At 36.1% G+C, this 21,484-nt stretch carries 16 protein-coding genes; 5 read left to right on the top strand and 11 right to left on the bottom strand.

What is annotated here, in order from left to right; translation table 11 throughout:
• Positions 1-1,776 precede the first annotated feature (1,776 nt).
• The 6 genes from sat to A6755_RS13590 all read right to left on the bottom strand — a co-directional run bounded on the left by sat (position 1,777) and on the right by A6755_RS13590 (position 8,143).
• On the bottom strand, positions 1,777-2,946 hold the full coding sequence (gene sat, locus A6755_RS13610; RefSeq protein ID WP_063590962.1) for a sulfate adenylyltransferase: 1,170 nt from the start codon (positions 2,944-2,946) through the stop codon (positions 1,777-1,779).
• A gap of 47 nt (positions 2,947-2,993) precedes the next feature.
• Positions 2,994-3,608 carry an adenylyl-sulfate kinase gene (cysC, locus tag A6755_RS13605; RefSeq protein ID WP_063590961.1) on the bottom strand — a complete coding sequence of 205 codons (615 nt, stop codon included), beginning with the start codon at positions 3,606-3,608 and terminating at the stop codon, positions 2,994-2,996.
• Positions 3,609-3,631: 23 nt separating this feature from the next.
• Positions 3,632-4,498, bottom strand: coding sequence for a sulfite exporter TauE/SafE family protein (locus A6755_RS13600; RefSeq protein ID WP_063590960.1), 867 nt, complete (start codon positions 4,496-4,498; stop codon positions 3,632-3,634).
• Between the two features lie 993 nt (positions 4,499-5,491).
• The gene (locus A6755_RS13595) at positions 5,492-6,457 is read right to left on the bottom strand and encodes a hypothetical protein (RefSeq protein WP_063590959.1); all 966 of its coding nucleotides are present in this window, start codon (positions 6,455-6,457) and stop codon (positions 5,492-5,494) included.
• Positions 6,458-7,070: 613 nt separating this feature from the next.
• Complete coding sequence (locus A6755_RS27085; RefSeq protein ID WP_174878716.1) at positions 7,071-7,232, bottom strand: hypothetical protein; 162 nt, start codon at positions 7,230-7,232, stop codon at positions 7,071-7,073.
• Positions 7,233-7,426: 194 nt separating this feature from the next.
• A complete protein-coding gene (locus A6755_RS13590; protein WP_063590958.1) occupies positions 7,427-8,143 on the bottom strand; it encodes a glycosyltransferase family 2 protein in 717 nt (238 codons plus the stop codon).
• Positions 8,144-8,477: 334 nt separating this feature from the next.
• On the opposite strand from A6755_RS13590, the gene A6755_RS13585 reads away from it, so the two are divergent.
• Positions 8,478-9,554, top strand: a complete 1,077-nt coding sequence (locus A6755_RS13585; protein ID WP_063590957.1) for a glycosyltransferase family 4 protein — start codon at positions 8,478-8,480, stop codon at positions 9,552-9,554.
• A 289-nt stretch (positions 9,555-9,843) separates the two neighbouring features.
• Here the strand turns inward: A6755_RS13585 and A6755_RS13580 are convergent, their stop codons facing one another.
• Both A6755_RS13580 and A6755_RS13575 read right to left on the bottom strand, forming a co-directional pair.
• On the bottom strand, positions 9,844-10,560 hold the full coding sequence (locus A6755_RS13580) for a glycosyltransferase (protein WP_063590956.1): 717 nt from the start codon (positions 10,558-10,560) through the stop codon (positions 9,844-9,846).
• A gap of 99 nt (positions 10,561-10,659) precedes the next feature.
• Positions 10,660-11,559, bottom strand: coding sequence for an NAD-dependent epimerase/dehydratase family protein (locus tag A6755_RS13575; protein ID WP_063590955.1), 900 nt, complete (start codon positions 11,557-11,559; stop codon positions 10,660-10,662).
• A gap of 809 nt (positions 11,560-12,368) precedes the next feature.
• Between A6755_RS13575 and A6755_RS13570 the strand changes: the two genes are divergently transcribed.
• The 4 genes from A6755_RS13570 (at position 12,369) to A6755_RS13555 (ending at position 17,396) form a co-directional block, all read left to right on the top strand.
• Complete coding sequence (locus A6755_RS13570; protein ID WP_063590954.1) at positions 12,369-13,952, top strand: peptidase G2 autoproteolytic cleavage domain-containing protein; 1,584 nt, start codon at positions 12,369-12,371, stop codon at positions 13,950-13,952.
• Positions 13,953-14,244: 292 nt separating this feature from the next.
• The gene (locus tag A6755_RS13565) at positions 14,245-14,691 is read left to right on the top strand and encodes a hypothetical protein (protein ID WP_063590953.1); all 447 of its coding nucleotides are present in this window, start codon (positions 14,245-14,247) and stop codon (positions 14,689-14,691) included.
• A gap of 416 nt (positions 14,692-15,107) precedes the next feature.
• Positions 15,108-16,340, top strand: coding sequence for a glycosyltransferase family 4 protein (locus A6755_RS13560; RefSeq protein ID WP_063590952.1), 1,233 nt, complete (start codon positions 15,108-15,110; stop codon positions 16,338-16,340).
• A gap of 138 nt (positions 16,341-16,478) precedes the next feature.
• Positions 16,479-17,396, top strand: coding sequence for an NAD-dependent epimerase/dehydratase family protein (locus A6755_RS13555; RefSeq protein WP_063590951.1), 918 nt, complete (start codon positions 16,479-16,481; stop codon positions 17,394-17,396).
• 1,054 nt (positions 17,397-18,450) lie between these two features.
• Here A6755_RS13555 and A6755_RS13550 read toward each other — a convergent pair.
• From A6755_RS13550 to wecB, 3 genes are read right to left on the bottom strand one after another with little or no spacing between them, the layout of a single operon-like run.
• The gene (locus A6755_RS13550) at positions 18,451-19,302 is read right to left on the bottom strand and encodes a dTDP-4-dehydrorhamnose reductase family protein (protein WP_063590950.1); all 852 of its coding nucleotides are present in this window, start codon (positions 19,300-19,302) and stop codon (positions 18,451-18,453) included.
• Between the two features lies 1 nt (position 19,303).
• Positions 19,304-20,290, bottom strand: coding sequence for a polysaccharide biosynthesis protein (locus tag A6755_RS13545; protein WP_063590949.1), 987 nt, complete (start codon positions 20,288-20,290; stop codon positions 19,304-19,306).
• Positions 20,283-21,374: a non-hydrolyzing UDP-N-acetylglucosamine 2-epimerase gene (wecB, locus tag A6755_RS13540; protein ID WP_063590948.1), complete on the bottom strand. Its 1,092-nt coding sequence runs from the start codon at positions 21,372-21,374 to the stop codon at positions 20,283-20,285. The genes A6755_RS13545 and wecB overlap by 8 nt, the downstream gene beginning before the upstream one ends.
• Positions 21,375-21,484: the final 110 nt, after the last annotated feature.

The following is a 21,484-nucleotide window of genomic DNA, read 5'->3' as shown; positions in this document are numbered from 1 at the left end:
GTAATTTTTCATTCTGAAACTTTTTGGGTTGTCTAAATCCAATTATATGGTCTTCTAATGTATCCCATTGCACCAGTGGTAAATATTTCTCCTCAACTTCCATACAACGCTATTAATTCGTTAGATTTGTACCCTTTCATTTAATAAATAATTTTTGATGCCCCACGAAATGCTTCTTCATATTCTACTTCCATACCTTCCTTAACTTGTGAATTATGATCGTGCTGGTCAATGTCAACATATCTCGTGGAGGACAATCCTCCATGTCTCACAATATTCGCTCTCAAATTCCAACATTTCTCTAAGGTGGATGTTAGTCAAAATGCCCCAGAAGGTCTCCATGCCCAAAGTTTAGTTGCTTTACTGATTAATCCGTGCTTTAAATGTCTAAAAACCATTGAAACCATACTATTAAAACCGATCTCACAAGAATTAATCGACTGCTTCTGCTATCTGGTGTCCTGCCATATGAGTAATGTCCTTCAACATTTTATCTTCCCGAAATTCAAATATTTTTTATAAAACCCTAATGAGTTTGTTACACAAAGCGATCAGGGACTGCTCTTCCTATTCCCTTAATGGCCAACATTTCTTGAACGTCAGGTTTTTGGTAAATCAATAGAGGTACTAGCTGCATGTTTCAATCCTTGAATTTTACTAAGTCCTAACTGCATAAAACAGCCTTTCTAAAGTGGTTTAATAGCTCCTGTCCTGAGAATTCTACAAGTTCATGTGATAACGCATTTAGTTTTAGAAAGTTGTAAATCTTCATTTCCTTCCCATTTCTTTGAACACGTTTTACTTGCGAAACCCAGTCCAGAAAATGCCAAAACCCTTATTTCGTATTTTCGAAGAAACTGGCTACATATTTGAATATTTCAATATCGACACCTATTATAAGTGTTTCAAAAGAAATTTGAGCGATTTCCTCAAATTGGTTATAAATCATGATAGGGCCTCCTTGTTTCGATAATTTTGTCCCTTTAGCTGCCAGCTCCAGGACACTTTATCATACTAGATGTCTTTTTATGCTCAAATCTTATTTTTACTCATTACATGAATGCTGCCCTATAGTTGAAGAAGGGGTACCTTTTTTTTAATTTAGTTTAATTACCATACATTCAAATCCTTGATTTCATTAACTTTTCAAGATTCTTCTCTTAATACGGACAAAAAGAGAAAAAATAGTATTCAAATCGTGGGTTTGAAGAATTTAGAAGTTAAATTTTGAATGAAGAAGAAAGAATAGTCGATGGAGCTGACGCAACCAAAAGGTGTGCAGCCGATCTGTGGTCAACAGCAGTTAAAATATATGAAATGGGGCTGAGCGTGAATATATCTTGTTTGTTGTAGGCTCCAAGACCGGCCTACGTGACGGGGACCTACTCAAGCTCGCCACGAAGCAGATCCTGGACCTTTAAAATAAACAATATAAGATTCACCGGGTCCAGAAAGGCAAAACACAAAAATCCGAATAGGTTAGTGTTCCTTGGGCATTTCCCTAACTACCTCATAATCGTTATTGCCTCCATTCCCCCTTTTACATCTTTAGGAGCTTTTTTAGCTTTTGACTCTTCACCATCAATAATGTACTGCTGTTGTCCAATATGTCCACGACTATGCTTATGTCTGATCCAAATTTTCAAGGTAATATAAAAATTGTTTTAAAGATATCCACTTACAAAGAGGCTTATTTTATAAAAATATTTCATGTCCCTATATGAACTGTTACTCATAGAATCCCACAAAACATTTTTCACAAGTTTATTTGTCATTTTATTTTTTCTTCATGCCCCTAATAAGAACTTCTGCCACCTCAGGGCGAGTAAATTCCGGTGGTGGTGTAAGACCATCATGAAGCATTTCCCTGACTTTCGTTCCACTTAAAATGAACCTATCGTCAGCAGAATGAGGGCATGTCTTCAATGAAGCCATATTCATACACTTTTTACAGTAAAAGCTATGTTCAAAAAACAATGGTTTAATACCTATTTTCATAGGGTCGAACTGGCTAAAAATTTCTTGTGCATCGTACGTTCCATAATAATTTCCTACCCCAGCATGATCGCGGCCGACAATAAAGTGTGTGCAACCATAATTCTTTCGAACAAGCGCATGAAAGACCGCTTCCCTAGGACCGGCATAACGCATAGCCGCTGTATAAATTGCAAGTCGGACTCGGTCCAATGGGTAGTAATATTTCAATAAAATTTGATAGCTTTCCATCCGTATATATGCAGGTATATCATCCTTTTTCGTTTCACCCACAAGTGGATTCAACAAAAGCCCATCAACCGTTTCTAATGCTGTTTTTTGCAAGTATTCATGGGCTCGGTGCACTGGATTTCTAGTTTGAAATCCGACCACAGTATTCCAACCTAAGTCGGTGAACATTTTTCTAGTTTCGTTTGGACTCATATAAAATTCTTCAAACGGTTTATGTGAAGGCCTATTTACCAGAAAAATAGGTCCAGCAATATATATGTCCCCTTGCTCAAATAGCTTTTTGACCCCAGGGTGGTTAGAGTCTATTGTTTTATAAACGAGTCTAGCTTCTTCCTGTTTATCGTATTCAAACATTTCTTCTACCTGAATGACCCCGGACAGTTCTCCCTCAACACTATATAGAGCCACTTCATCCCCCACATTTATACTCTTCGCTTCTGCCTTTGTAACAGGAAGAGTAACCGGAAGTGTCCATGGTAATCCGTTTGCCAGATGCATATATTTTAAGACGCTCTGGTAATCTTTTTCCCCCATAAATCCAATAAGTGGACTAAATCCACCATTTGAAATCATTTCCAGATCCGAAATAATCCATTCTGAGATAGTAAGGGATGAAAGGGATTTGCACTTTTCCAAATACTCTTTACGAGCAATTCCTGTTAATTCACGATTAATCAGCTTTCCGCCATGTGGTTCAATGATGGTTTTTTGAACATCCATATATAACACCTCTATCATTTGTACGTTCCATTGTGACTTTTTGAGACCTAAATATTGACATCCCCTAAATGCCCATTATCTTTTAAGAAGTTCATGATCTGCTGCACACATTCTTCAATAGAATATTGACTGGTTTCAATAATGATTTCAGGGTTTACCGGTTCTTCATAAGGGGCTGAAATCCCAGTGAATTGAGTGATCTCCCCTATTCTAGCTTTCTTATATAACCCTTTGGGATCTCGTTTCTCACAGGCTTCTAAAGGACATTTGACATATATCTCAAGAAATTCACCCTGTTGTACCTTTTTTCTGACATCTTCTCGGTCACTAATATAAGGCGAAATAAACGTGGCTAATACAACGATCCCGCTATCGACAAAAACTTTGGCAACTTCCCCTATTCGGCGTATATTTTCCTTTCTATCTTCAGAACTAAAACCAAGGTCTTCATTTAATCCATTCCGTAAATTATCTCCATCTAAAATATATGTCGAGATCCCCTTCTCATGAAGTCTTCCTTCGACCAGATTCGCTATGGTTGACTTACCTGAACCTGATAAACCTGTAAACCAAAGAATAAAACTTTTATGTCCGTGTAAAGCTTGCCTAAGTTCTTTTGTAATAGAAAATGAATGATGATGGATATACTCATCTTGACCCATATAATCTCCCCTTTACTTTTTCGTTATGGAACAGGATTTTTGTTATTCCGTATGGCATAGACTATAGAAACTGTCCAGCCAATTGATATGAGCATATAAATAACGAGAGACCAATGATCAGTAAACGTCCAAGTGTTAATCAACGTTCGTGCATTGGTCAAAATAATAAATCCCCCTACAAGGACTCCCAATAAATAAGATGGCAATTTTGTAACGATCCAGGCAGCGATTGGTGCTGCAATAATTCCGCCTGCCATAAGTGCAATTACCCAAAACCAGTTCACTTCCTGCCAACCTAATGCAATAAGAAACCCCAATGTTGCAGAAACAGCAACAGCAAACTCACTCGTATCCACCGTACCAACTACTTTTCTAGCAGGAACACCTTTTTGGGATAAAAGGACTGGAGTTGTAATCGGACCCCACCCTCCCCCACCGGTTGCATCTGCAAATCCAGCCATTAACCCCAAAACGATTGATTTTTTTCTTGATATATTAATTGATTTTCTTTCACTTCTTGTTTTAGACATAATTAAAAAACGAAAAAGTACATATACGCCAAGAATTAACAAAAAGATCGAAATATAAGGTCTTACTACATTTCCTGGTAAATTACTCAAAAAACACGCTCCCGCAAATGCCCCAATTGAACCAGGAATGATTAATTTTAAAAGCGCTTGACGATCAACGTTCCCGAATTTCATATGGGATATACCAGAAGCAGCAGTAGTCACTACCTCGGACAAATGTACGGATGCAGAAGCCACTGCAGGGGCAATTCCAAATGTCAACAACAGAGAGGTTGAAGTAACCCCATATGCCATCCCTAAGGATCCATCAATTAACTGAGCCAAAAAACCGATAAACGCGAATATGATGAGCTTTTTCATGTTTTCCTCCTACAAAACGATTCCTTTTACCTTTGTATATTCATCCAACATAAAAAGAGTCCTTAATTCACACCTAAATTATTGCTGTAGGGTCCTCATTTATCCGATTTATTGATTATCAATATTGTATTTTTCCGATGTAAGAGCCGAATCCACACCCTATAAACGTGTGCTCGTCAAATATAGATTCTCTGAATTCATTCTTTTACTAATGGTATTATTTTCAGTCATTTATTTTCACTCAACTATATAGAGTAATCTCCCGTATATATAGAAATCTCTAAATAGGATATGCAAAGGTTTCATAAACTGTATTGGATTTCATTTAAAACAAAAAATTGTAAAATTTATCTGTGAATATCCCTATTATAGACACTTCAAAAAAGGTCATATTCGAGATTTTTCTATTTCTGAAAACTAGGAACCTGTCTGAATTCAATTCAGATAATTTAGTGGGTCAATGAACGTGGTAAAGATTTTTCCTCATGTCAATCAAGAAGTATCTGATTGTTCGTTTGCTTTTCATCTGACTTTAAGGTGAAAGCTGAAAAGAGGATCCGTCTGAAGAATTAAGCAACTCATGAGCAACAATTGGTGCCTAAATAGGAACATTATAAGGAGTTTTTAGAAGGAGCTACATACAATTGCTTACTAATATGACAGTTGAGTCAACAAGCTTATCACTCTTGTATCAAAAACCAAATACACCAGGAATCCTCGCGGTTATCTCGTATTTAAAATCGAGATTGTATAACAAACGCTTGGAAAGCACTCTGCTAAAATGAATTTGAGCTTGTTAGTCAATTTCCCGAAAGACAAATTAACTAACAACGCCCAATGTAATCATTTATTGGTCACTTCATGGGTTAAATAATATTATTATTGGAATTTAAAACGGCCGTCTATAGGAAGCCCTTCCTCTAACTCCAAAAAGTACTACATCTTTTTTTATCGCCTGATATCAAACTTGCTCATTATATAGTTGAATGATTTCTAAGCTTTATGAATCGAATATATTGCATTCAAATTATATTCCTCAAGCTGTTGCTCCCATAATAATTTTCCATGTTTTAAATCATAACAAGCGATCCTTGTTGGTAAACTACCATATTCTCCTTCCATGATAATTGTTCCGTCTTCTTTAAACTTTTTGGAGGGTCTTATTCTTGAAAACCCAACTATCACCTTATGTTCATCAAGCACGATAATCCCTCTGCACCAACCCAAATTTTTATTAGTGTTGGTGTAGTTATTTAAATTAAATACTTGTTTTACTCTAAGTGTATGGATATCAACCCTGACCACTTGTCCGTTTACTTGAGTAAAGTAAATCGAATCTCCAAACACAATACCGTCATGAACCTTTTCTCCGCCAATTTGAATTTGTTTTTTAGGTTCAGTTAAACAGATTGCATCTTCCTGCAAGCAGCGGGTTGCCCAAATATCTTTTCCGATTTGAAATACAAAGTTAGGATGCGATTGATGGGGTTTCGTAGTGGCTATTTTACGATAATCGATCGTGCGGGAAAATTTTTGCCATATATTCTCTCCAAAAACATGCCATTCATTTAAAATTTTTCCTATAGGCGATATCTCAAGCACCATATCCAAACCAGTATTTACAACGAGTAAATTCCCTTTTGATGTAGGACTAACATGATGAATGTCATTAAAACAAGGAAGTGATAGATAACCAACTTTTTGAAAGTTCGGAAGGGTATACACTAATATTTCCGTCTGCGTGCCTACATATAGATGATTGTTTTCAATGGTCGCTGCTGTGAATGAAATGGAAGGGGATTTTTGTGGAATAACTTCTGGAGGTGAAATATATTCTATACATTTCTCAATGAGATTGTGTCCTGGAGAAACTTTTAGTATCACACCCTTTTGATATTGTTCCCAGTCTTTGTAGACTCCGTTCTTTTGTTGAGCTCCTACTACATAATATTTTTCCAATTATCTCACCTTCTGTTGTTTTTTTATTATTAACCTATCTATTCTCTAAGAAATGTTCTCATTGCTCAGGAAATTTGTACTATGACTAAGCGATTTGATATTTAATCCGGCAATACCTTTCTATTAGATACTTAAAGGTAAAGAACGTCTATTTCAATAGCTCTTATTTGCCCGAGGAAAAAAGGCACTTTCTCTTTTACACTTGTGCACTGAGGCATCAGTTAAATTCACTCTTATTACACTATGTATTCTTCACTATAACTGCCATGGACAAAGGTTTAATATAAGTATATAAATATGGAGAATTTATTAATTAAAAAAGTTTATAAGTTCAAATCGCACAGCTGAATTAATATAAAAGCCCATAAAAAAGGATTAAAAAAAACTTATTTAAAAGAACTTACTTTTTAGTAAGACCTAAACAGTCAAGCATTATTTTATAGTTCATATTATATCTTTCTAAAACAGTTGGGGATAATTCGTTAAATAACTGAGTGATATATGGGTTCTTGGGTTTAATAACCCGTCTTTATATTTAGTAATAATTGGCTTTACTTGTATTAACACATCCGTCTTGCTTGATCTATTGCTCCAAAACCTTGGAGTTCATAAATTAATTTTTTTCCTTTATATCCGAGATTTCAAATCGAGGCAATGCTCCACTATCTGATGTAATTACAACTACATCATAATTTCCTTTAGTCAAAATCTGCTTGAACTCTGTATCTTCGAAGGAAGCAGAGTATTGATACTCTGCTTCGTTTTTAATTTTCATCGTGATCAATCTGAGGTATCGATAAAACCATTAGTTTGTAAAATCAAAAATCTATATATACCAAATACTTAAATATAAAAGCAAAATAAAAGTTCAAATACAATTTATGGACAAGATAGAAACAGATTGAGGTATCGGAGATGTAAGTTAAAATATCCTACAGAATTAGTTTCATAAACTGTGAATTTGATTTTTTAATGTTTCCTCAGCAACCTTTTCAGTAATTGTCGCATGTTATCACCATGACGGCTAACAACGAGGCTCTTTTCCTTTGTGATAGCATTTGCATGCTTCATTGAGCCCATTTGCATATGAACTCTATAAAGCAATAGTGGTTGAGGTACAAAGTGTATATCAAATTTTTGTACTACTCGTAACCATAATTCATAATCGTGAGTGTATGGAAGTTTTTCATCAAATACACCTAAAAGATTAAATACCTTCCTATGAATCATTACAGAACAGCCATTTATAATATTTCCCCTGCTCATTGCTTTGATTAGTTCAAGTCGGTTAGGCGGGTTTATGCCTAAGTTAGCAGTGATAATTTCGCTTTTTTCATTTATACAATGATAACTTGTATAACTAAAGAGGGCACGATTCCTTTGCATGAAGTCCAACTGCACTTCTGTTTTTTCAGGATAAAAAATATCATCTGAACTCAGCCAACAAATGTAATTACCAGTGGCATTTTTTATACCCATATTTAAGGCACTCGCCGTTCCTCCATTCTTCTTTTCGATATACTTTATCTTATCTAAGTAAGGAACAATTTTATCTTTATATTGTGTGGAACCATCGTTTACGACGATTATTTCTATATGTTTATATGTTTGGTTGACCAAACTTTCCAATGCCTGATCAATGTATGGACAATTATAGAAAGGAACAATGATAGATACCATTGACATACTTGAACCACCCCTCCATCAATATACCTTTTAATACAAATCTGGATCCTTGCTCACTTAAACATTGTAACCCTTGAGTTATTCGTAAATTACAGTTAGTCTCACACTTATTTAGATGCGTAAAAACCTTTAAATGACATTCTCCTCAAAAAATGGCGTGTATTATCTGGATATCAAAATAAAATCGGTCCCTATATCATATATATAATACATATGTTTTGGACTCATCCAAGATGTACGAATCAATTTAGACTTGTAGCCTGTTTATATAGGGTTTCAACCCTTTAATCACTGTTATATAAAAATCATATTGGTTTATTTTAGGAGGAGAAATATGAATATACTGTTTGTTTTCTATGTTCCAAGTGGAGGAGTGGAGACATTAAATCGACAACGATCGGCCGCACTAAAGAAATTTAATATTAATGCACATTTCCTTTATTATACAAATAAAAGAAAACATATAAATGATCACAACGCCCCAACATTCATTTCGAATGATGATATCGAAATCAAGAAAATTTTAGAAGATGGAAAATATAGCGCAATCGTTGTGGTTTCAGATTTCCTAGCCTTACCCAGATTCAGAAGTATGGGTTTTAAAGGAAAGATGATTATAGAAATTCAAGGATACGGCCCCAAAAGTGCAGCAAGGGCGGCACTTACAAATGCTATTCCACATGTCACAGCCTACGCAGATGGATTCCTTAATCCAAAAACACCACACATCATGCAATTATTATCTGAACTTTATCCTTCAATTCCAAAATTCAGTTTCAATAATTGCTTCGATACGAATCAATTTTCTTACCGGTCATTTCCATTAGTAGGTGGACCAAAAATTGCATGGATCGGCAGAATTGAGGATAACAAGAATTGGAGGGAATTTCTTCAAATAGGTTATCAACTTATCCACCAAATAAATTCAAACATACAATTGTATATGTTTGAAGATCCCACTATTGGTGACCCAAAAGAAAGAATCCAATTTAAAAATTTAATAACACAATTAAATTTGAACAAATACCTCACTCTTCATTCAAATGTTCCTAATTCCGAAATGGCCAAATATTTCTCACTTGTCGGCGATTCAGGAGGTTTTTTATGTTCAACCTCAAAAGTGGAAGGAGCCCCTTACTCACTTCTCGAGGCAATGAGTTGTAAATGCCCTGTGTTGACGACCGATTCCGATGGCGTAAGAAGCTCAATCATTCATAATCAAACTGGAAAATATTATGCTCTAGGGAATGTATCCGAAGCAGTCAAAGAGGCAAATGAATTAATGAACAACCATAAATTAAGAGAAGAAATACGATTAAATGCCCTTAGACATGTAAAAACACATTTTAATCCAGATTTATATTGCCAAAATTTTATCAACATGCTTAGATCACTCGGAATAAATTTTTAATAATAAAAAGAAACTTAAAGCCGGAAAAGTAAATTCCGGCTTATGTTTCTATATACTTACTCCGCTGTCACCAAACAACGATAACTTCCCTTTTCTTTTAGGTGAAAAATTTATCGAATGCCAAAACTATTTATAGATTATTAGCTTCAATTAAGGCTTTATATTTATATTACACCAAGTTTTTTGTATAAAAATTTTACTAATCTTTCCCTACGATTTTGAGTATAGCGATAAAAAATCAAATTTTCTTTGACTTTATAACCATTCATCTAATAAATATATATGACCCTTATAAAAAAGCCTTCATGTTTTTCATAAGAAGTGGTCGATAATAGTTTTCAATTATGGCTATTTCTTTCTTCATTTCAGGTTGAAATTTACTTGTACCCGACTCATTGTGCTGCCTCAATTTTGTTAAGCTTTCATCTAAATAATACATCTTATAGCCGTTTACTAGTAACCGAAACCACATTTCATAATCATGTGTATAACGATGATATGGAATAAAATAACCAATCTTATCAAATATCTCTTTTTTCATAACGACTGTACAGCCATTAACAGGATTTCGAAATAAAAAAGCTTGATACACTCCGTTTTCAATATCCGAAAAGCGTTCTCCGACCCAATTAAGTATTACTTGATTATTTTTATTGATACAATCATAATTCGTAAAACTTATTTCTGCATTATTTTTGAGCATAAAAGTTATTTGCTTGAATACCTTTTCAGGAAGAAAATAATCATCCGAACTTAACCAGGCAATATACTCTCCCGATGCAGCCTGTATACCATGGTTTAATGCCGTAGCAGTTCCACCGTTCTCTTTTCTTAAGTAAAGTACCCGCCCCAAAAATGGTTGAATTTTTTCAGTAAAAATTGTTGAACCGTCATCTACTACTATAATCTCTATATTCTTATAGGTTTGATTTAGTGCACTTTGAATAGCTTGATCTATATAGGAGCAATTGTAAAAAGGAATAATGATTGATACTTTCGGATCCATTGCCTACCCCCCTGTAAAAATTAAAATGATTAATACAGATACAAGAAGTATCATGTAGTAAATCGATTGTTTAATAAAAAATTATTTTTTCCGGCATTTTCACTTTTGTCGACGATAAAAGTTAAGAATGGCCAATAAAGATGATTCAAGTGAAATTCTTTGCTTCCATCCTAAATTCACAAGCTTAATAGGATCGCTTTCAATATTTTTTTCAATTAAATCATTTCGTTTCAACTTCACCTGTATTTCTTCGGATGTTAACAATTTATATCCTTCAATGATTTCTCCTAGAGTACAATTATTACCTGAAGCAACATCATATATTTCTCCGGACTTCCCCTTTTTCAATAGAACTTCATAAGCTCTAACTGCATCTCTTACGTCAAGAAAATCACGTTTGGCATTCAGATTATGAACCTCGAGAACTTTTTCTGCCTTTTGCTCTTCCATCTCTACAATTTTTTGTGCAAAAACAGAACAAACACCTTTTGAGAATCCTGGTCCAATTAAATTAGATGGTTTTGCTATGACGATATCCATATTGTATAAAACTGTCCATGATTGTGCGATAAGTACTTGAAGTGTTTTACTTAAACTATATGGATGGGAAAGTGTGGATATAGATGTTGGATCAAATTGAAGAGCGGAGCCAACTATCAAGATTTTACAGGTTGGACTTTCTTTACGAAGGGCATCTATTAAATAAGCGGTGGACATGGAATTTGCTTCCAACGATGAAACTGGGTCCAACCATGATTCTCCAACGTGATTTTGGCCTGCTAAATGAAGAAGGAAATGAGGTTTGATACTTTTAACCAGGCTGTATACATCCTTTTTATTTGTAAGATCACAACATTCTGTGTGGATTTCTTTTTCGAAATTTATCTTTTTTCTTGAAACTGCTGTAATATCAAAACCAGATTTCAGAAAGTGTGCACATGCATGCTGACCGGTAAACCCACTAGCTCCTGTGATTATTAATTTGCCTTGTTGATTCATTGATTTCTCATCCAATCACTATTGATGTTAATACTCGCTAAACTCTATGTTTTTGGAGAATTTTTTATAATAGATACAAACTCTGTAGGATTTTTGATTAACCACTACCCATTTGTTCACTAAGAGTCAGATAAACCATTCAAATACAAAACAACTCATCGAAACCCCATTAATGCTCATTATTCACCTTTATCCATTTCAAGGCACTTAATACTTAACCTTTACCATTTCTATAAAATCCTTATTTCATCACAAACACGGTCTCTTTATTACATTATGCCTTTAATCTCCCTGTTGCTATGGGCTACTCTCCCCAAATAATAATAAAAGCGCAAATAAATTATAAATATCATTTAAACGATATAACTCCCAAACTTTAAACATTTGAGTGACAAGATTTTATTATGTGTTTTATCAATGTGAGTTTTCATTTTAATATTTACTTTTTAAATTTTGTTGAAAAATATTGGATTACCTAACAATGGAAAAATTTAAAGTCCCTATAATTGAATGATTTGTCCATATCAATATGTTCCAGAGGCATACCATAATAACAGGGTCAATCATGCTGTCTTCAGAAAAAAGAAGTCATATTTAATAAAGGGAATCGCCTAATAGTTGTAAAATTAAGAATAATTATTATTCTCACGAAACGTGTTTTTCCGTATGATGAATAGCTATAGAAATAATGAAGATTTCCACTATATTTACAGCTTAAAAGATTTTTATTTCCGAAGAAAGCCGGTTAATACAGTGAATGTGAACTTAATAAGTCTTTGATAAATCTAATACCTAAGGAGAGAATTAATATGACGAATGGTTGTAATCAAAATCCAATTGGAAATTGTTCAGAAGCCGAAGGGATCAATACAATTGCCAACGGAGTTGCTTCTCATGCGGAAGGAAGTGGCACAACAGCAGGTGGGAACGCTTCCCATACAGAGGGGTTTCAGACGAACACGACAGCTGATGTCGCACATGCAGAGGGCTATACCACGACAGCTAGCGGTGCGGCTTCGCACGCAGAGGGTTTTCGTACCACAGCTAGCGGAGAAACTTCCCACGCAGAAGGTTCAAATACTAAAGCGGAGGGTATCGCTGCCCATTCTGAAGGCAACTCTTCCTTAGCCTCGGGTAATGCCTCCCATGCTGAAGGTTCGAACTCACGAGCCTTGAACTTATTTGCTCATGCAGAGGGAAGTCTAACGACTGCCTCTGGTATTGCATCTCATGCTGAGGGTGAAAATACGGTCGCTAGTGGGCTTGTTTCTCATGCAGAAGGACAAGCGACTAGGGCTCAAGGGGAATCTTCGCATGCCGAAGGAGATCAGACGGTAGCTAACGGAAGAGCCTCACACGCAGAAGGAAACTTGACGTTGGCTGGTGGAAGTTTTGCCCATGCTGAAGGGCAACGCACCGTTGCTTCCGGGGATCTTTCCCATGCTGAAGGAAATCAGACTCAAGCACTCGGCCAAAACTCTCATGCTGAGGGAGCTCTAAACATTGCGAGCGGTTTCACCTCTCACGCTGAGGGTGTTAACACGGTTGCTTCTGGTTTATTTTCCCACACAGAGGGACAATCAACTAATGCAAACCTCTTGGAAGGCGTCCATGTCATGGGACAATTTGGTGCAGCAAATGAGCTTCCGTATTCTTGGTATCTGGCAAATGGCACAAATGCCTCAACGCCTGGTTTGGCTGCTAAAATTTTAAGTAACGGTAATATAAAAATTGATGGAACCCTCACCACCCCGGCAGCAGATTATGCGGAAATGTTCGAAACGACAGATGGATACCCAATCGAATTCGGGTACTTCGTTACGTTGGAAAAGGATAAAGTGCGAATTGCAAATGGTCAAGATGATTATATACTTGGAATCTCAAGTGCAAAACCTGCCTTCTTAGCTGATAGTGGAGAGCTTAGGTGGAAACACAAGTACTTGACTACAGAATGGGGTGAAATTTTGTATGAAAACATCACACTTCCTTCTGTATTAGACGCTACCGGAAATGTGATCGTGCCCCAACGGACAGAACTAAGACCAGTTATAAACCCGGATTGGGATGCTACGCTTGAATACAAACCTCGCAGTAGCAGACCTGAATGGATAGCCATTGGTCTGTTAGGAAAACTGTTAGTTAGAGATGATGGCAGTTGCGAAGTTAATGGGTACTGTATGCCAAATGGTGAAGGAATAGCCACAAAAGGAAAGCAAGGGTATCGGGTACTTGATCGCACAGGTACAAATCAAATATTGGTTTTGTTTAATTCTGTTCCAGTAAATAGTTCCAATCATATAGAGGATCTTAAGAAGTTAGCAGAATTGAAAGAACAGGGCTACCTTACTGAGGAAGAATTTCGAATTGAAAAACAAAAGCTATTAAACTCATGAGAAGCTTTTTCCTAGCTAATAAGAACCTTAGAACAGTTAGGACAAGTTTAAGCGGATTCTGATAGGCAGGTTCCACCTATTTCTGAGAACGCCCTTTTCGTGCATGCTTCTAATAATTTTGAAGTGTAAATGAGGCGATACAACTCCATAGAGGAATTTAGGTAATACACTCTATGCTTTATGTGATTCGAAAAAAAATAATTATATTTTTCGGAAAATGGATAACTTGTCCATACAATAATATAAAACATTAATATATTGGAGGTATACCATTAGATAAGAGGTGTTAATTATGGGAAGATTTTTAGACGCTAGGATTTCGCAGAACATAAGTCAGAGTGGGCAGATTGCAATTCCACTTTCCTCAACTCCCGCGCGTTTTGGAACACTTGGCCTAGTCACATCAGGTGCTGGACCTAACCTTCGTGTTCAATTCACTGCAACAGTTGCCATTAGTTCTTTAGCTGCTGTATTAGTCCCCGTCCTCATCGAAATTTACAGAGGCCAAGGACCAGGGCGTGTCCTTGTTTATTCAGCTACAGAAACAGCACCAGCTGCAGGCGCCTTATTAGTTGCTTCTAGAAATATAATCACTGTAACCGGTGCTGACTATTTACCACCTAACCCCCCAACAGGACTTTTGGCTTATGAAGCGTTTGTCAGTATACCTGGCGGGGTGCCAGTTGCACCAACTCGTACTGGCCCTGAAAGTTTTAACGCTGCTGCATATTCCGACTAATAATGCCAAAGGTTAAGGATCATCAACCGGAACATTCACCTAAGATGTCTTCCTCTTTTATGAGAGCAATATCAAACAACTATATAGCGAGCGCGTATCTGTATTTTACAGGAGCTCGCTATTTTTTTGTACTTTTTAGTTTTAAAAATACATATCCTTTTCAATCACTTACAAAGTGAGAATAAAAGATTTCCAGGGATATACCCGTTTTTATCATTATGATACTTGCAGAACAAACATGAATTTCTTACCAGTCACTCTTTTTTAGTTCTTTTCTTCATTTGAAAATATTCGGTATCAAGAATATTATGCTAAGAAGGCATCCGTCTATAACACAAGTTTATTTCCTGAATATTCATAAAAAAAGAATATGGAAATGATGAACTTCAAAGTACTAACTGACAGGAGATATTTTCATGAAAATACTGCTTGCCACGTTTTGGGAGACTCCACATGTCGGTGGGGTATGGAACTATATGCAGCAATTAAAAGATAAGCTTGAAACTCTAGGACATGAGGTCGATTTCCTAAGCTTTGGTGAGAACCATGAATTTGTTCACATCATTAATGAAAATCGAAAGATATATAGGGATGCGCTGCTGCCAAAAAATATCTCGATATTGATGGACCAAAATTATTTACCCATTGATAAGGATCCAGTGATCCATTATTATGAATCACGGTGTAATTTCTTTCAGTTAGGAGCTAATTATCTAGGTTTGGAACCATATGATGTCATTCATACACAGGATATATTTTCAACGGTCTGCATTAACCGAATCAGATCCGAAAAAACCGCTCTAGTCGCTACCCTCCATGGTTGTGTGGCTCACGAGCTCAAGAGCGCGTACTACAGTTCCAAAACGCTAAAGAAAAGCTTCACAAAACTAGGATGTGATTATTTTAACCAATATGAATATGAAGGTGCGACCTCGGCTGACTGTACAATTGTAGCCAATGAATGGATGAGAAATATTTTAACGGATGAATTTAAAGTGCCGAAAGAACAACTTAGCGTTTTTCATTATGGATATGATACCGAATCCTTCCTGAAACGAGTGGAAGAGAAAACCGAGATTCAACGCCCAGCCGATAAGAAAGTGATTATTTATACAGGACGCCTGAATGAGTTTAAAGGGGTGCATCATTTAATAGGCGCACTCTCGGAATTAAAAAAAACTAGAAATGATTGGGTTTGTTGGATAGTTGGGCACGGTCCCAAGGAAATGGATTTAAAAAATAAAAGCAAGGCCATGGGCTTGGAAAGTAACGTGGCCTTTATGGGGAGACGGGATGATATTCCTTATTTGTTATCCATTTCGGATATTTTCGTTCTTCCAACATTGATGGAAAATCAGCCTTTGTCTGTAATAGAAGCACAAATTGCTGGAAAGGCCGTAATTGCCAGTGACGTGGGGGGAGTACCTGAAATCATTGAACATGGAGTAACAGGCGTATTGACACCTGCAGGGGATGCACAAATGTTATGCATCAATATTAATTATTTACTAGAACATGATCAATATAGGTGCAGGCTAGGAGCCAATGCCCAAAAATGGGGTCTGGAACATTGGTCACCTGATAAAGCTGTTCAAAATGTGCTAGGTGCATATGAAAGAGCAATTTCAAAAAAGAAAAATAGTTTATGACTACAAAGAAGATACTGAACCCTTTCCTTTTCGTCAGCATCTTTCTTTATCCATTTTTTATAGAATACTAGGTATCTGTCTTAAACCCTTATTATTAGCTAACATACAATACTAAAAATATATAAAGGAGTATGATGTATGAAGGCTATTGTGACTGGAGGGGCAGGATTTATTGGTTCCCATCTCGTTGAGGAACTTATCTCCAATGGTGCAGAGGTACATGTATTAGATAACATGATATCTGGACAAAGAGACTATGTACATCCACATGCAATAATCCATACTGAAGATATATGCAGTGCGGAAGCTAAAAAAATTATTGTTGGAGAAAAGCCAGATGTTGTATTCCATTTGGCTGCTCAGGCTGATGTGGGAAGATCAATTCATGAACCCCAATATGATGCTAATGTAAATATTAATGGAACGGTAAATATCCTAGAGGCGTGTCATGAAGCTTCTGTAAGAAAGGTGATTTTTTCTTCTACCTCCGGGGTTTATGGTAATTTACAGAAAGACTTGATTTCTGAAGAAGACCTGACAAGCCCTATTTCTTATTACGGCTTATCAAAATTAACAGCCGAATCATATATCCGTTTATTCCATCAGCTATATGGACTCCCTTATACGATTCTCCGCTATGGCAACGTTTATGGGCCTAGACAAACAGCTAAAGGAGAAGGTGGAGTCGTCGCAGTCTTTTTAGAAAAACTCAAAAAAGGAATGCCTTTAAGCATTCACGGTGACGGTGAACAAACTCGTGATTTTATATATGTGAAAGATATAGTACATGCTAACATTGCCTCAGTGAATCGTGGAAATCATGAAACAATCCAGGTCAGCACTTCACAGAAAACGTCAGTAAATCAACTATTGAAAATGCTCACACAAATTCATGGCTCCAAAGTGAAAACAGTCCATTCAGCCGAAAGAACAGGAGATATCAAGCACAGCTGCCTTGATAACAGGAAAGCACGGCAATCGCTTAATTGGTATCCAAAGACAGATATTTTCCAAGGGCTAACCGAAACCTATTCTTTTAAGAAAGAATTCCAATAAGGATCTTTTCTTTTTCCAGACTCTCTTATTAAGCCTTAATTTTCAAAAAGATATAGTCTAGGTATGTTGTTATTTCATTCTCCAGCTTATGATGAAACGATCTTTACGGAAACTATTTAAATTAATTTGATCGATGCACTGGTAACTTGAAATGGGTTTATAGTGACCACCCAGTTGAAAAAGTCAATAATTTACAATTCATAACCTTTATTCTAATTGAAAAACAAAGTAAAGCGCGATATGTTTAAGCCGTTTCTAATTACTAGGAAGCGGTTTTTTCTACTATTCCATCCGGTGAACATGAAAATTTGTCATGAATTTATTTAATGCACCGCTAATATTGGTATATAAAAAGTCAAGATATTATACTTGGTAGACTTCTTCCTACTTTAATAAAGACAAAGTACATTCACAGCCTGTATATTGAGTGCCAAAATCAGCATGAAGGACTAAGCCCTCGAAGTGCTTTTGTGAAATAAAACGTGATAATGAATACAGTACTGTTTTCATAGAATGCTATTAACGTGTACGTAATATCAACCTACTACCTTTTCCACATTATTCGTTAGTGGGAAGTCACGTTTCGAATAATCCAATTGGATCACCTTTTCTTTTGGGTGATAGAACGAATCTAGTCATTACCCATTAAATACTGAACACGGTTTAGCTTTAGAAAAATCCATTGGTTAATAGGATTACATGTTTATTAATGATATTTCCGACAGATCCTTATTCGATATTTAATTATCCCGATGTTGTTATTCTCGTAATTATCTTTCTTACCTGTATTTCTAAGTTCCCCCGGAACGATGAATACACTTTTAATTTAATCCATCCTAAAGTAAGGTAATTTATTGATTCACTTGATAATTAATATATGTAATATACTAATGGTCATAAGATTTTTTAACGACCATTAATATTGGTTGAGTTTCAGGCTTTCATCCTAAAAGAAAGCCGCCAATGATAATAAAACAAAAGATTCTCGACATTATTTATTTTGTGATTCGGTTCTTCCGGTTAAGCCTTTTCAGTCTTATAAAGTTGGTTAATCTTAAATTAACCAGTTGGTCCGTTTGTTACTTGATTTCATCCACTCTCTTAAATCTACTAACATCTTTTCATAAGTTGGAACTTGGTATTTAAAATCGGACCTTTTATTCTTTATGGTTCGATCCAGAACTATATTTGAATCCGGAATGATTTCCACATCATTTTTTTCAAAGATTTCAGAAATCAATTTCAATAAAGCCGCTTTAGAAATCTTTTCATCTGCACCCAGATGATATAACCCAGTAATGTTCTTTTGAATCATCGTGTCTAGTGCCTTAGCCAGTTCGAGAGTCGTTACACCATTCCATAACACTTTTTCGTATCCTTTTATTTCTCCCTTTTGCTTCATGAACCAAAGAAATAAACCAATTCCATTTTCTTTTAGCTCCGGGCCTATTATGGAGGTCCGTATAGTCAAATGTTTTTCACTAATGATTTCTCCCAAATGTTTTGATTGGCCATAAATTGAATAACTGTCGGGGACATCATCCTCAGTATAATCACCTTTTGCACCTGAAAATACACAATCTGTACTGATATGAATCAATTTTCCATTATTGCGTTCGGTCAATTTAACAAGCTGATGGGGAAAGACACTATTAACCTGAAAAGCGAGTTTCGTATTATCACTTGCATGATCATTTAAAATGCCGATACAATTTATCGTAATGTCAGGTTTAATTTTATCCATGATTTCCTCTAGACTCGTTAAATCGGTTACATCCAGATATAAACTCTTTTTATCATTCGGATCCCTTGACGTATAGGTCACCCGATACTTCGGGTCCTGTGTGAAATACTCCTTTATTACATGACCTGCCATCCCTTGTCCACCAAGGACTAGTACCTTCATGTTAAATGAAGCCCCCTTTCTTTAACATTTCCTCAATCTGGGCTTTATCCATTAGTCCTGTGCCAGAATTATAGTCTTCTAAACTAACCGGCTGGTATTTAGAGTAATGTTCTTTTATACCATCTATATGAATGGCTGGAAGTATTACATAATATTCATCGTCATAGGCAATCGTCGTTGTGCTTTCATATTCTGAAAGCAGGATCTCATGGAGTTTTTCTCCTGGTCTTATTCCTAGAATATCCACTTCAACATTTTCCACATCAGAAGAATCAATCAATACTTGAGCAAGATCAATAATTTTACAGGATGGCATTTTCATTACGAATATTTCTCCGCCAATGCTTTCAAAGGTTGCCTTAAATACCAATTTAATTGCTTCTTCAATGGTTAAAAAGAATCTCGTCATGTTCAAGTCGGTTATGCCGATTTTCCCTTTTTCTTTAATCTGCTTTTTAAATACATGGATGACGCTTCCATTTGTTCCTAAAACATTCCCACCTCGGATGCATACGAATCTTGTATTCGTGTTTAATGTATTGGCATGGATAATCAATCTTTCTGCCATCGCCTTTGAAAGGCCATAAAAATTGGATGGATTTGAAGCTTTGTCTGTAGAAATGTTCACAACTGAATGAACATTACAGCTTATGGCAGCTTCTATGACATTCTGTGTTCCAATTACGTTCGTCTTTAGAGCTTCGATAGGTTGATCTTCACAAACAGGCACATGTTTTAATGCAGCCAAATGAAAAATATAATCAACACCTTGGCATGCTTCCATTAATACTTCTTTCTCTTTTACATCACCGATTATGAAATGCAGTTTCGGGTTGTTATCAAATTCTTGCTTCATTGTAAATTGATTGCACTCATTTCTTGAAAAAATCCGTATTTCACGCGGTTCAAAATCCAATAGCTGCTTAACCAATTCATATCCCCATGAGCCTGTACCGCCTGTTACCAAGATGGTTCGATTCTTAATCAATTTCATGGCCTCCCAGTATTATTTTTAGCACTTTATCTGAAACGTTTTTATGGTCGTAGCCTACTGGAAAAGTCCAGTCTTTTTGCTGGTTAACCATAACCTTCACACAATTGACGATTTGTTTAGCGTCAATTCCTGATAAAATATTGCTGCCCGACTCAATGGTTTCTGGCCTTTCCGTTGTTTTTCGTATCGTAACGGTCGGAACATGGAACAAACAGCATTCCTCTTGGACGGTTCCACTATCGGTCAGCACACAAAATGCATTTTTTTCAAGCTTTACGAAATCAAAGAAACCAAATGGCTCATGAAATTCAATTAATGGATGCACTTCTAATTTGGGACTGAGTTCAATACGTGATTTTGTCCGGGGATGTAAACTGCATATGATTCTTTTTTGATAGGCTTCGGAAACTAAATTAATGCCTTTCATAATTTCCAGCAATCGGTCTTCATGGTCAACATTTTCAGCACGATGGGCTGTAACGAGGAAATAATCCTCTTTATCCAGATTCAATTTATCCAAAATTACACTTTGCTCAATCTCCTTGTCGTAATGGTTCAAGACCTCGTAAATTGGATTTCCCGATAAGTATATTCTTTTACTCGGGATACCTTCATTCAAAAGATTCTCTTTACTTTGAGGAGTATAAGGTAAATTAAAGCTTGAAACAGCATCAATAATACGACGATTTTTTTCTTCAGGCACTTCCAAATCAAAACAACGGTTCCCTGCTTCCATATGAATGACTGGTATGCCCATTCTTTCTGCCAAGATTGAGCTGAGTCCGGAGTTTGTATCCCCCAACACTAATACTTTGTCGGGCTTTTCATTTAAAAGAATGGTCTCTAATTTACTAAATATGGCTGCTAACTGTTCGCCGAGGGTTTGCTGTTGATTCAGCAAGACATAATCAGGGGTTCGTACCTTTAGCTGTTGGAAGAATATTTCACTTAAGGATGAGGTGAAATTTTGTCCAGTGTGCACTAGAATATGTGAATCGGCATATTGATCCAGTTTCTTTATGATTAGACTTAATCTGATAATTTCAGGTCGAGTCCCTAAAATAGTCATTACTTTCACGATTTACACTCCTTAATCTTTTCTGGTTTATGGTCACACCGTCTACCCTTATTGTATGCACAGCCAATTCTATTGTTATAGGCTAACCTATTAGATTTCGCCTCAATTTG

Source organism: Peribacillus frigoritolerans (assembly GCF_001636405.1).
GTDB lineage: Bacteria > Bacillota > Bacilli > Bacillales > DSM-1321 > Peribacillus > Peribacillus frigoritolerans.
Note: the sequence above shows the minus strand (reverse complement) of the source record. Positions and strands in the feature narration are given on the sequence as shown.